The 12,040-nt window shown below is 75.0% G+C and carries 12 protein-coding genes; 7 read left to right on the forward strand and 5 right to left on the reverse strand.

The window, feature by feature from the left end; genetic code table 11:
* Nucleotides 1-8 precede the first annotated feature (8 nt).
* Both ACFCZF_RS35990 and ACFCZF_RS35995 read left to right on the forward strand, forming a co-directional pair.
* A complete protein-coding gene (locus ACFCZF_RS35990) occupies nucleotides 9-602 on the forward strand; it encodes a hypothetical protein (protein ID WP_376675218.1) in 594 nt (197 codons plus the stop codon).
* Between the two features lie 190 nt (nucleotides 603-792).
* Nucleotides 793-1,449 carry a hypothetical protein gene (locus ACFCZF_RS35995; protein WP_376675219.1) on the forward strand — a complete coding sequence of 219 codons (657 nt, stop codon included), beginning with the start codon at nucleotides 793-795 and terminating at the stop codon, nucleotides 1,447-1,449.
* A 45-nt stretch (nucleotides 1,450-1,494) separates the two neighbouring features.
* Here ACFCZF_RS35995 and ACFCZF_RS36000 read toward each other — a convergent pair whose 3' ends face one another.
* Nucleotides 1,495-3,261 (reverse strand): SpoIIE family protein phosphatase, encoded by a 1,767-nt coding sequence (locus tag ACFCZF_RS36000; RefSeq protein WP_376675220.1) that lies wholly within the window; start codon nucleotides 3,259-3,261, stop codon nucleotides 1,495-1,497.
* Between the two features lie 217 nt (nucleotides 3,262-3,478).
* Here ACFCZF_RS36000 and ACFCZF_RS36005 point away from each other — a divergent pair, with 217 nt between their 5' ends.
* Both ACFCZF_RS36005 and ACFCZF_RS36010 read left to right on the forward strand, forming a co-directional pair.
* On the forward strand, nucleotides 3,479-3,859 hold the full coding sequence (locus ACFCZF_RS36005) for a MerR family transcriptional regulator (protein WP_376675221.1): 381 nt from the start codon (nucleotides 3,479-3,481) through the stop codon (nucleotides 3,857-3,859).
* A gap of 238 nt (nucleotides 3,860-4,097) precedes the next feature.
* Nucleotides 4,098-4,301, forward strand: coding sequence for a cold-shock protein (locus tag ACFCZF_RS36010; RefSeq protein WP_003975194.1), 204 nt, complete (start codon nucleotides 4,098-4,100; stop codon nucleotides 4,299-4,301).
* A 97-nt stretch (nucleotides 4,302-4,398) separates the two neighbouring features.
* On the opposite strand, the gene ACFCZF_RS36015 is transcribed toward ACFCZF_RS36010, so the two are convergent.
* The gene (locus tag ACFCZF_RS36015) at nucleotides 4,399-5,739 is read right to left on the reverse strand and encodes a hypothetical protein (RefSeq protein WP_376675222.1); all 1,341 of its coding nucleotides are present in this window, start codon (nucleotides 5,737-5,739) and stop codon (nucleotides 4,399-4,401) included.
* Between the two features lie 113 nt (nucleotides 5,740-5,852).
* Between ACFCZF_RS36015 and ACFCZF_RS36020 the strand changes: the two genes are divergently transcribed.
* Nucleotides 5,853-7,091, forward strand: a complete 1,239-nt coding sequence (locus tag ACFCZF_RS36020; RefSeq protein ID WP_376675223.1) for a molybdopterin-dependent oxidoreductase — start codon at nucleotides 5,853-5,855, stop codon at nucleotides 7,089-7,091.
* A 388-nt stretch (nucleotides 7,092-7,479) separates the two neighbouring features.
* Here ACFCZF_RS36020 and ACFCZF_RS36025 read toward each other — a convergent pair whose 3' ends face one another.
* From ACFCZF_RS36025 to ACFCZF_RS36035, 3 genes are read right to left on the reverse strand one after another with little or no spacing between them, the layout of a single operon-like run.
* Nucleotides 7,480-8,307: a class I SAM-dependent methyltransferase gene (locus ACFCZF_RS36025; protein ID WP_376675224.1), complete on the reverse strand. Its 828-nt coding sequence runs from the start codon at nucleotides 8,305-8,307 to the stop codon at nucleotides 7,480-7,482.
* Nucleotides 8,304-8,933, reverse strand: a complete 630-nt coding sequence (locus ACFCZF_RS36030) for a DUF2064 domain-containing protein (RefSeq protein ID WP_376675228.1) — start codon at nucleotides 8,931-8,933, stop codon at nucleotides 8,304-8,306. The genes ACFCZF_RS36025 and ACFCZF_RS36030 overlap by 4 nt, the downstream gene beginning before the upstream one ends.
* Before the next feature lie 5 nt (nucleotides 8,934-8,938).
* Complete coding sequence (locus tag ACFCZF_RS36035) at nucleotides 8,939-9,667, reverse strand: glycosyltransferase family 2 protein (RefSeq protein ID WP_376675225.1); 729 nt, start codon at nucleotides 9,665-9,667, stop codon at nucleotides 8,939-8,941.
* 408 nt (nucleotides 9,668-10,075) lie between these two features.
* Here ACFCZF_RS36035 and ACFCZF_RS36040 point away from each other — a divergent pair, with 408 nt between their 5' ends.
* Nucleotides 10,076-10,819: a response regulator gene (locus ACFCZF_RS36040; RefSeq protein ID WP_376675229.1), complete on the forward strand. Its 744-nt coding sequence runs from the start codon at nucleotides 10,076-10,078 to the stop codon at nucleotides 10,817-10,819.
* 2 nt (nucleotides 10,820-10,821) lie between these two features.
* Complete coding sequence (locus tag ACFCZF_RS36045) at nucleotides 10,822-11,934, forward strand: sensor histidine kinase (protein ID WP_376675226.1); 1,113 nt, start codon at nucleotides 10,822-10,824, stop codon at nucleotides 11,932-11,934.
* The last annotated feature ends 106 nt before the right edge of the window (nucleotides 11,935-12,040 follow it).

The raw sequence follows: 12,040 nt of genomic DNA on the forward strand, positions 1-12,040 counted from the left end.
CCGGTGGCATGACACCGGAAACCGGGGAACTACCGCACGACCACGACCGTCTCCCACAGCGACACCAACTACCGCTGTGGGAGGCGCGCATGGCCATGGTCGGCCTGTTCTGGATCACCGAGGACTGCGTGTACGTGGGCGCCGAACCCACCGGTACGGCGCCCGGCGTACGACTGACCAAGGACGGGGTCGAGACCCTGGGGTCGGACCAGGGCGGCCGCTCCTGGTCCTGGGACTCGGTCGGCGGCATCGACGTACAGGACGTGGCCGTGCGCTCCACGGCGCGACGGCTGGCCTCGGTGGCGTTCGACTCGCTGGTCGTCCTGTTCACCGGCGACGGCGAACACCCGCCGGCCTTCACGGTGCGGGTGGAGACCGAGACCGACGGCCCGATCGAGGCAACCGCCCTGGCCGCCGCCCCCGGCGGCATCCACACCCCGGACGAGCACGCCCTCTCCCGCACCCTCCTCACCCGCCTCACCACCGGCGCCACTCCCGTCGACGACCTCCTCACCTGGCGCCGCGACGAGCCCGAGGACGCCGCCCCGACCAGGGACGAGCGCCTGGCCCTGCTCCGCCGGTGGACGACGGCCTCCGCCTGACCCGGGGCGTACCTTCACGGCCGTAGCGGGGCGCCGGAAGCCGGGCTTCCCGACGGCGGCCGGGCATCCGAAGCCCGGAGTACCGTGGAGGAACCGGGAGCATGCCGCGCACCGGCCCCGACACCGGTGCCGCTCCCGGCGATCGACGACGCCGGGCCGGTCCGCCCGAGCCCGGGGCAGGACTCGCCTCATGACCGTGAACGTGCCGGTACGGCCGACGACCACAGAACGTGACGGGCGGCCTGTCGGCCCGAACCGGCCGAGGGCAGAACGGGGCTCCTCACCGCTCGCCGGAGAGCGCGTCCGGCCGTTGACGCGGCGCCAGATAGAGGACCGGTTCCGGGATCTGGGCGACCTGTACGCGCAGACCTCCGGTGGCGGCCCGCGGGCGTGGAACCAGGCCCGCGGCGCCTTCCTGCGGCAGCTGGCGGCCGACGTACGGCGACCGGGGTTCTCGCTGCTGATAGCGGAGAGCACCGTCCTGACCGGCTGCGCCTACGGCTATCCCGTACCCGGTGGTGGTACCGGGGGAGCGCGGGGCCTGGACGCCTACCTGCCGAGGAGCGTACTGCCCGTCGCCGCGTCCGGCCGGCTCTTCCTGGTCTCCGGGATCATCGTCCCGGCCCGCGTGCGCAGGCGGAACCAGGACCGCGCCTGGAACCTCGCCCGGCGCCTGCAGAAGCGACTGCTCACCGAGCACGACGCCGCCCTCGGCGTCACGCTGGTGGACCGGACCGACGTCACGACCGTCCACGCGCTGCGCTCCTGGGGCTGGCGGTACGCCGAGGGCGACACGCTCCAGGCGTCCCTGCTCGGCCAGTACGGCGTCCTCCTGCTCGCACCCTGAGCCGCCCCGCGCCGTCTCGCGCCCGCCTCCCGCCCCCGCCCCGCGTCACGGCGCCGGCAGGCGCAGGGCGAGGAGGGCGATGTCGTCGGTGCTGCCGGGCGGCATCCGCGCCAGCACCTCGTCGCACAGGGTGTCCAGTGGCTCGTGGACGAGCGCGAGGGCGTTGCGGCGCAGCCGGCCGAGGCCGGTGTCCAGGTCGCTGCCCGGTACCTCGACCAGGCCGTCGGTGTAGAGCAGCAGTGTGGATCCCGGTGGCAGCGGCACCGTGGCGTCCGGCCGTCGGCCGCCGGCGCCCAGGCGGGCGCCGAGCAGCAGTCCCTGCCCGGCCTCCAGATACCGTGCCCCTCCGTCCGGGGTCAGCAGGAGGGGCGGTGGGTGCCCGGCGCTGGTCCACCGCAGGGTCCACGGGCCGGTGCGCGGGCCTTCGACCCGGGCGAGGACGAGGGTGGCCATGGAGACGGTCGTGACGGCCTGCATGGCGTCGTCGAGGCGGTCGACCACGGCGCCGGGCGGCTCGGCCCGGTCCCATGCCAGTGAGCGCAGGATGCCGTGCAGCTGGGCCATGCCCGCGGCGGCCGTCAGGTCGTGCCCGACCACGTCGCCGATGACCAGCGCCACGGCGCCGTCTTTCAGCTCGAAGGCGTCGTACCAGTCTCCGCCGACCTGGGAACCGGCCGGGGCGGGCTGGTAGCGGGCGGCCAGCCGCAACGGGCCCGGCTGGGGCAGCGGGGCGAGCAGGTTGCGCTGCATGGCCTCGGCGACGGCGCGCTGGCGCCCGAACCGGCGGGCGTTGTCGATGACCAGCCCGACCCGGCGGCCGATGTCGCCCACCACCTCCAGGTCCGCCGTGTCGAAGGGATGCGCCGGGTTGGTGCGCGCCAGGGTCAGGGCGCCGGTGACCTGCCGCTGGGCGCCCAGCGGCACCGTGAGGACGGAGGTCGCGCCCACGGTCCGCAGGAAGTCGCCGTGCACGGCGGTCAGCGGGGACTCACGCCGAGCGGATTCCTCCTCCCGCCCCTGTTCGGCCTTTTCCTCTTGCTCCGGCTCTGGTTTCTGCTCCTGCAGCACGGGCTCGCCCCCGTTCAGCACCCGTGCCAGCGGTGACAGGGCCGCGCTCCCGGTCCTCGGCACCGGACCGCGCCAGTCCTCCCGCGATGCGTCCCGGCCCGCGGGGCCGGTCACCGCCACCCGGTGGACCTGCCCGGAGCCGACCAGGAGGTCCACCGCCGCCCAGTCCGCCAGACGGGGCACCAGAAGGCGGCCCAGCCGGGCCAGGGCCTCGTCGGTCTCCAGTGTCTGCCCCAGTACGTCCGTGATCTCCGCGACCAGCGTCAGCCGCTCGGTCAGATCCTCCAGGGCGCTGGTGTAGGCGGCGCGCTCCCGGCGCGCACCGCGGTCGGCGGCGATGTCGGTGAACAGCAGGGCGAGGCCTCTCGGGACCCTGTCGTCCGTCAGCGGGGACGCGGACCAGGACACCGCGGTCAGGCCGCCGTCACCCCGCAGATAGCAATCGCCCTCGCCACGTGCGGCGGTCCCCCGGGCCAGCGCCTGGAGCAGCAGGCACTGGTCTCGCGGAATCCTGCCGCCGTCCGGACCCCGGTGGAGCAGGTCGTGGACGTCGGCGTCGAGCATCGTCGCCGCCGGACGGTCCAGCAGCAGCTCGGTGGCCCGGTTGACCGCGACGATCCGCCCCGCCGTGTCGATCACGGTCAGGGCGGTGTCCAGCTGCTCGGCGATCCGCTGCCAGAAGTCCGGTTCAGCGGCCCACCGCCGTCCCGCGCCCTCCGCACCGGGCCCCACACCGTCCGCCACGTCGCCCCTCCCGTCCGCCACCAGTGGTCCGATCGTCGCCGGACGGGAGCCCGGCCGCACCGCCGACACACGTCGGCTGCCCCGGCACCGCGACCGGAACCCTCCGGATATGTGTTCGCCGCGACAGGTATCCGGCAGGCGCGACTAGAGTTCAGGTGCGGGGGAACCGGATTCCCTGCGGCGGGCCGTGTCCCCAGCGGTTCGCAGGAAGGTATGCATGCCCTCGGAGAGCAGGCTGAACGCCGAAGGTCGGCCGCAGGCCGCCGACCGGCTCGACGACGATCAGTACCCGGCGTACACCATGGGCAGGGCGGCCGAGCTGATCGGTGCCACGCCCGGTTTCCTCCGCGCCCTCGGTGAGGCGGGGCTGATCAGCCCGAAGCGTTCGGAAGGCGGACACCGTCGCTACTCGCGCCGACAACTGCGGCGCGCCGCCCGCGCCCGCGAGCTGGTCGACCAGGGAACGCCCATCGAGGCCGCCTGCCGCATCGTCCGCCTGGAGGACGATCTGGAGGCGGCGCTGCGCATGAACGAGGAGCTCCGCCGCGAGGCCGGGCGGCCCGGTGACGGCGGGAACGGAGTACGGCGCCGCGAGTGAAAAACTGCCCCCGGCGAAGCAGATATTCGCCGAACGCCGGAAAAACAGTTCTGCGATAAATCGGGGCGCCATTCCGTGTGATTCATTTTCCGAGTCGCCGATTCATATCGTGCTAGGCTGGACATCAGTTGCAGTTGTGGTTGCCATTTGTGTTACCGGTTTTCCGGGCAGGTGATCATCGCAGCGATGGGAAGGTCCGCACGGTGCGGACCTCCAGCACTGCCTAGGAGTAAAAGACATGGCTTCCGGTACCGTGAAGTGGTTCAACGCCGAAAAGGGCTTCGGTTTCATCGCGCAGGACGGCGGCGGCGCCGACGTCTTCGCCCACTACTCGAACATCGCCACCCAGGGCTTCCGTGAGCTCCAGGAGGGCCAGCGGGTGAACTTCGACGTCACGCAGGGCCAGAAGGGCCCGCAGGCGGAGAACATCGTTCCCGCGTAACGCGCGAACCGCTCATGAGGGCCCGCACCGCAAGGTGCGGGCCCTCATGCGTGCGCCCGGCGGCGACGAGAAGCGTCGGCCGGTCGCCCGGCCCCGCTCACCAGCCGGTCGCCACCAGATGGTTGAGGAGCAGGGCCAGTACGGCCTGCGCCGCCAGCCACGCGCGCGGGCGGCCGAGGAACGCGCACGCCGGGAGCAGCCACAGGGCGAAGGGGAGCCAGATGCGTTCCGTCTCCGCTTTGCTCATGCCGGACAGGTCGGCGACCAGCAGGGCGAGCAGCCCGGCGGCGACGAGAAGCGCCAGCCGGATGTCCTCGCCGGTCACGGCCCCGCCGCGCCGCCGGGCCAGCAGGCCCCCGGCCCGGCGCAGGCCCGCCGCCGTCGCCAGGCCGGTGATGAGCACCGTGCAGGCCAGGTTCGCCCACACCCAGTAGGCGTAGGGGCGGACGCCGGCCGCGCCCTCGTAGTAGCGCTCGACGAGGAGGTGGTACGCCTCCCACCAGTCGAAGCCGGCCAGGGTGAACGCCACCGGTACCACCGCCATGCCCGCCAGCAGCGGCACGAACAGCAGCGGGCGTTCGCGGACCCCGTGCCGGCCGAGCAGCAGTACCGCCGCCCCGATCACGGCGAAGAGCGTGAGGCCGTACGAGAGATAGCAGGTCAGGCCGAACAACAGCCCCGAGCCCGCCGCCCACCACAGGGAGCGTCCGGTGACCGTGAGGGCCAGCAGCGCCACCGCCCACGCGGCGACCGCCGCGAAGTAGCCGTCGGCGGACGTACCCATCCACACCGCGGCCGGTGCCAGGACCAGGAAGGGCGCCGCCCGCCGGGCGAGCCGTTCGCCGGCCAGGGCCCGCACCGTCACCAGCACCGCCACGCACGCCGTCGCGCCCACGGTGATGGTCCAGACCCCCGCCCAGCCCCCGCCGCCCAGCCCGATCCGGTCGAGCAGCACGTAGGTGAGCGTGGCCCCCGGCGGGTGACCGGCGACGTGGGCGGGCCAGTTGTCGGGGGAGTGCAGCAGGATGTGCCCGTTGAAGTCGCGCAGGGTCGCCGGGACGTCCCGCCAGCGGTCGATGACCGACAGGTACTCCTGGCTGGTGGTGAGCCGGCCGGCGATGCCCCGCTCCCAGCCGTCGATCAGGGCCAGCGACCAGGTCCAGGCCATCGCCGCGCCCCAGGCGGCGGGGAGCAGCGCGCGCCACGGCAGCCGGGCTGCGACGGCCGGTCCGTACGCCACGGCCGCCACCGCCGTCAGTACGGCCGCCGGGGTGCCGGGGCCGAGGTGCGGGTCCCAGCGGCCCAGCAGCGGCGGCCACCCGACGATCAGGTCGTCGTAGGTGTACACGTTGCGGCCGACCAGGATGGCGGCCGCGACGAGCAGCACGGCTGCCGCGGCGGCGTACAGGTCGCGGGGGACGGAGCGGAGGAGGGTCACACCGGCACCGTAGGACGGAGGACGGCGCGGCCGGTGACGCACACGGCGGACGTCAGCGTTTCGTCATGGGTCGCGGGCCGCTTTCGGGGCCTGCCCCTGCCTACGGTCGGGACATGCGTGACCTCGCCCCACGGCTCCCCTCCTCCCCGGGCTTCTGGCGCAGCCCCCTGCGCGGCCCGTGGTTCACCTCGGTGCTCGGCCTCGTGCTGCTCGTCGGCATCACCGTGCTGTTCGTGACCGGCCTGCTCTCGTACGCCGCCTACAACCCGGACCTGTCCCCGGTCAACGACAAGACCCCGGACAAGGGGCTCCTCGGCTTCTACCTCTTCGCCTGGCCGACGGACCCGCCCTGGCTGTACCGCCTCACCCAGGGCGTCCACGTCACCCTCGGCCTCGCCCTGATCCCGGTGCTGCTGGCCAAGCTGTGGTCGGTCGTGCCGAGGCTGTTCACGCTGCCGCCGGCCCGCTCTCTCGCGCACGGCCTGGAGCGGATCTCGCTGCTGCTGTTGGTCGGGGGCGCGCTGTTCCAGTTCGTGACCGGGGTGCTCAACATCCAGTTGGAGTACCTCTTCCCCGGCTCCTTCTACCCGCTGCACTTCTACGGCGCGTGGGTCTTCTTCGCCGCGTTCGTCGCCCACGCCGTGCTGAAGGCGCCGCTGGCGCTGCGCAACCTCCGGGCGATGCGCGAGGAGCGCGACGACCTGGTGTCCCCGCGGCCCGCCGCGCCCACCGTCTCGCGGCGCGGGGCCCTGTGGTTCGTCGGCGGCGGCTCGCTCCTGATGTTCGCCACGAACGCGGGACGCGCCTTCGACGGGCCGCTGCGGGCCACGGCCGTGCTCTCCCCGCACGGCGGTCCCGAACCGGGCGGCGGACCCAACGGCTTCCAGATCAACAAGACGGCCGCGCACGTGGGAATCGTCCCGGCCGAGACCCGCGACGACACCTGGCGGCTCGTCGTCAAGGGGCGCTCAGGGACCGTCCGGCTCAGCCGCGCCGACCTGCTCGCCATGGAGCAGCACAGCGAGGCCCTGCCCATCGCCTGCGTCGAGGGCTGGTCGACGTCCGACCAGTGGTGGCGCGGGGTGCGGCTGCGCGACCTCGCCGCGCGCGTGGGCCACGAGGACGACCCGCCCGACGTGTTCGTCGAGTCCCTCCAGCGGCGCGGCGCCTTCCGCAGCGGCGCCCTGCGCGCCAACCAGGTCGCCGACCCGCGCTCTCTGCTCGCCCTGTACGTCAACGGCGAGGCGCTGAGCGCGGACCACGGCTACCCGGCGCGGATCATCGTGCCCGCCGCGCCCGGCGTCCTGAACACCAAGTGGGTGGCGCGGATGACGTTCGGAGACCTGGGATGAACCGTGTACGCGGGCCGGGCGGGCCGGGGGGCAGGTGGGGCGGCCGGATCCGGCCCGTGGTCGGCAGCCCCCTCCAGATCCTCCTGCTGGCCTGCTCCTTCGCGCTCGCGGGCTACGCGGGCGTGCGGCTGCTCGCCGGCGACTGGCTCGGCGTGGCCCTGTGGTTCGTGGGGGCGGCGCTGCTGCACGACCTGGTGCTGCTGCCGCTGTACTCGGTGGCGGACCGGGCGGTCACCGGCGGGCTCGACGCGGTCCACCGCCGTCGGTGGGCGATGTACGTGCGCGTCCCGGCCGCCTTCTCCGGGCTGCTCCTGCTGGTCTGGTTCCCGCTGATCAGCGGCCGGGTCGACGCGTCGTACCGGGGCGTGACCGGTCTGTCGGCGGACGGCTACCTCACCCGCTGGCTGCTGATCACGGCCGCGCTGTTCGGCGGCTCGGCGCTGCTGCTGGCGCTGCGGTCGCTGCGGTCGCTGCGCAGTGCGACGAAGGGGCGCTCCCCCGACGTCCACTGAGCGACGGTCCGCCAGCCTCCGGCCCTCGCGCGGTGGAGCAGGGCGCGGGTGCCGATCCACGCCCAGGGGAAGGGGCTGCCGGGCGGGTGGCCGTCGGTGACGTCGACGAGCTGCACGTGGGCGCGCTCGTCGACGTCGACCCGCGCGGTCTCGGCGATCAGCAGGCCGCCGGGGGCGAGCAGGGCGGCGACGCGGGCGAGCAGGGCGCGGGGGTCGCCGCCGATGCCGACGTTGCCGTCCATGAGGAGCACGGTGTCCCAGCGGCCCTCGCCGGGCAGCGGCTCGAACACGGAGCGCCGCAGCGACTGCCCGCCGGACCGCACGGTGTGGGCCACGGCGGCCTCGCTGACGTCGATGCCGAGGACGGTCCGGCCCCGGGCGGCGAGTTCCGCGACCAGCCGGCCGGGTCCGCAGCCCACGTCCAGGACGGCGCCCTCGCACCGGTCCAGCACCTCCAGGTCGACGGTGTCGGCGCCCGCGCACCACCGTTCCACCTCCATGGGCAGCAGCCACCCGTCGGTACGCCGCAGGAACAGCGGCCCGTGACCGGCCCGCAGCGCGGCGGCGTACGGATCGGAGCCGGCCCAGGGCGTGGGAGCGGTGCCTCGCGGGGTGGGCCCTCGACGGTCGGGGGCGCTGCCCGACCGGCCGCTCGCCGGCCCGCCCGTAGCACTGCCCGCCGGCCCGCCCGTAGCCCTGCTCATCGGCCCGCCCGTCGGCCCGTGACCTCCGTGCACGCGGCCAGCCGGGCGGCGAACCCGCCGTGCGGGGCCAGTGCGGCGACTGCCGACGCGTCGGCGGCGGTGTCGACGTCGCGCAGGCGCGGCAGGTCGCGTACCCGCAGCCCCGCCGCGAGGAGCCGAGCCCGCTGCACGGCCCCCGTCGCCGGCGTCGACATCGGCACGCCCCGCAGCAGGGCCGGGTCGGGGCGGGCCAGGCCCAGCGCCCAGAAGCCGCCGTCCTCCGCCGGACCGAAGTACGCGTCGCACCCGGCGAAGTCCACGTCGAGCAGCTCCGGCGTCACCTGCGGGGTGTCCATCCCGATCAGCAGGGCGGGCCCCGCGCACCCGGCGAACGCGTCCGCGAGCCGTTCGTCGAGGCCGCCCGCGCACTGCGGTACGACGTCGATGCCGGGCGGCAGCCAGGGGCCGGGGGCGCCCGCGAGGACCAGCACCCGGCGCCGGGCGGGTGTCGCGGCGACGGCGCGCAGGGTGTCGGCGAGGGACGCCTCGGCGAGCGCGGCCGCCTCGTCCGGGGTGAAGGGCGGGGTGAGGCGGGTCTTGACCCGGCCCGGGCGGGGCTCCTTGGCGATGACGAGGAGGGTGCTCATCATGCTCACCGTGAGTTCCCCTCGTGGGCCGCGTCACGCGGATTCGCGTGCTCCGGTGGCTCGGCGAGCACGCCGCGCATGTCCCGTACCGCGTGCCAGGTGCCGCGCCAGGTACCGGTCACCTTCGAGGCCCCGGTGCGGGGCAGGTACGGCACGTCGTGCTCGGTGACCCGCCAGCCCGCGTCGGCGGCCCGCACCACCATCTGGAGCGGGTAGCCGCTGCGCCGGTCGGTGAGGCCGAGGCCGAGCAGCGCCTCGCGGCGGGCGGCGCGCAGCGGGCCGAGGTCGTGCAGCCGCAGGCCGGTGCGGTGGCGCAGCATCCGGGCGAGGGCGAGATTGCCGACCCGGGCGTGCGCGGGCCAGGCGCCGCGCCCCTGCGGCCGTCGGCGGCCGAGCACCAGGTCGGCGGTGCCGGCCCGGATCTCGCGCACGAAGGGCGTCAGCAGGGCCGGGTCGAGGGAGGCGTCGCAGTCGCAGAAGCAGACGATGTCGGCGGTGGCGGCGGTCAGCCCGGCGTGGCAGGCGGCGCCGAAGCCGCGGCGCGGCTCGGTCACGACCGTGGCGCCGAGTCCGCGGGCGAGGTCCGCCGAGCCGTCGGTGGAACCGTTGTCGACGACGAGCGCGCGCCAGCCGTCCGGGATGCGGGCCAGGACCCAGGGGAGGGCCTTGGCCTCGTCCAGGCAGGGGAGTACGACGTCGACGTCGGGAGCGGGCGAGGTGGTCACGGCTCTCACCCTACGAGCCGAAATCGGGTGAAACGGGCGTCCGCTCCTTACGAAACTCGGACGTCGCGGCCCGGGGCGCCCTCGGGCACGACGTCCGCGAGGGCGCGGTGCGAGGCTGGGCGCATGCAGCAGCCGCACGAGCCCGCTCCCGGCCGGGCACCCGCCTCCGCCTCCGCGCCCGCGTCTCCGGACGGTTCCCCCGCCTCCGCGCCCGCGTCTCCGGCCGGTTCCTTCGCCTCCGCGCCCGCGTCCCTGGGCGGTTCCCCCGCCTCCGCGCCCGCGTCTCCGGCCGGTTCCCCCGTCTCCAGGTCCGCGTCCCTGGGCGGTTCCCCCGTCTCCGCGCCCGCGTCCCTGGGCGGTTCCCCCGTCTCCGCGCCCGCGTCCCTGGGCGGTTCCCCCGTCTCCGGGTCCGTGTCCCTGGGTGGTTCCCCTGCCTCCGGGTCCGTGTCCCCGGGCGGTTCCCCCGCCGTCCCCGCCCGGATCCTGGTCGTCGACGACGACCCCACGGTCGCGGAGGTCGTCGCCGGGTACCTGGAGCGCGCCGGGCACGTCGTGGACCGGGCCGACGACGGTCCGGCCGCGCTCGCCCGGGCCGCCGCGCACCGGCCGGACCTGGTGGTGCTGGACCTGATGCTGCCCGGCATGGACGGCCTGGAGGTGTGCCGGCGGCTGCGCGGTACGGGGCCCGTGCCGGTCGTCATGCTGACCGCCCGCGGCGACGAGGACGACCGCATCCTCGGCCTGGAGGTCGGCGCCGACGACTACGTGACCAAGCCGTTCAGCCCGCGTGAGCTGGTGCTGCGGGTGGAGTCGGTACTGCGCCGCACCCGGCCCGCGGCCGTGGAGGGGCCACTGGACTCGGCCGGTCTGACCGTCGACCCGGTCGCCCGACGGGCCGCCAAGAACGGCGCCGAACTCGCCCTCACCCTGCGCGAGTTCGACCTGCTCGCCTTCTTCCTGCGGCACCCGGGGCGGGCGTTCGCCCGGGAGGAGCTGATGCACCGGGTGTGGGGCTGGGACTTCGGCGACCTGTCCACCGTCACCGTCCACGTCCGGAGGCTGCGCGGAAAGGTCGAGGACGACCCGGCCCGGCCCCGGCTGATCCAGACGGTGTGGGGCGTGGGCTACCGCTTCGACCCGGCCGGGCGGGAGGCGGTCTGACCGTGTCCGACACCCTTCTCATCGCCCTCTACGCGTTCGCCGGCGCCGCCGCCACCGGCCTGGTGGGGGCGGGCGTACTGCGGCTGATCCGGCGGCGCTCACTGACCGCGTCGCTCGCGGTGGTGGCGGCGGTCGCCGTCCTCGCGATGCTCGCGGGCACCCTCGCGGTCGCCTGGGCGATGTTCCTGTCCCCGCACGACCTGACCGTCGTCACGACCGTCGTGGCGATGGCGGCCGTCGTCTCGCTGGCCACCGCGCTGCTGCTGGGCCGCTGGGTCGTCGCCCGCAGCCGCGAACTGACCGCAGCCGCCCGCTCGTTCGGCGACGACGGCGGCTACGACGCCCCCACGGCCGGTGCGACCGCCGAACTGGACGCGCTCAGCCGGGAGCTGGCGGCCACCAGCGCCCGGCTCACGGAATCCCGGCAACGGGAACGCGCCCTGGAGACCTCCCGGCGCGAACTGGTCGCCTGGATCTCGCACGACCTGCGTACCCCGCTGGCGGGCCTGCGCGCCATGTCCGAGGCCTTGGAGGACGGCGTCGCCGCGGACCCCGACCGCTACCTCCGCCAGATCCGCACCGAGGTGGAACGCCTCAACGACATGGTCGGCGACCTCTTCGAGCTCTCCCGCATCCACGCCGGGGCGCTCGCTCTCGCCCCCGCCCGGATCTCGCTCTACGACCTGGTCGGCGACGCCCTCGCGGGCGCGGACCCGCTCGCGCGGGAGCACGGCGTACGGCTGGTCGGCGACGCCGTGGCGGCCGTGCCGGTCGAGGTGGACGGCAAGGAGATGAGCCGGGTCCTGGGCAACCTGCTGGTCAACGCGATCCGCCGCACCCCCGCCGACGGCACGGTCGCGGTCGCCGCCGAGCGCTCGCCCGAGGGCGTGACGGTCTCCGTGACCGACGGCTGCGGCGGCATCCCCGAGGAGGACCTGCCGCGCGTCTTCGACACCGGCTGGCGCGGCACCCACGCCCGTACCCCGCCGGCCGGCGCGGGCCTCGGCCTCGCCATCGTCCGGGGCATCGTGGAGGCCCACCGCGGCCGGGCCACCGTACGCAACATCCCGGGCGGCTGCCGCTTCGAGGTGACCCTGCCGGCCCCGGAGGGGTGAACCGACCGGACCCACGCGGCGCGTGCCGCGGCCGGGGGCCGCGTACCGGGTGCCGCGTCCCGCGTGCCGCGTGCCTCGCCCCGCGGGTCGCGCGCCGCGCACAGGG

The sequence above is a fragment of the Streptomyces sp. NPDC056296 genome (genome assembly GCF_042268605.1).
In the GTDB taxonomy this organism is placed as follows: domain Bacteria; phylum Actinomycetota; class Actinomycetes; order Streptomycetales; family Streptomycetaceae; genus Streptomyces.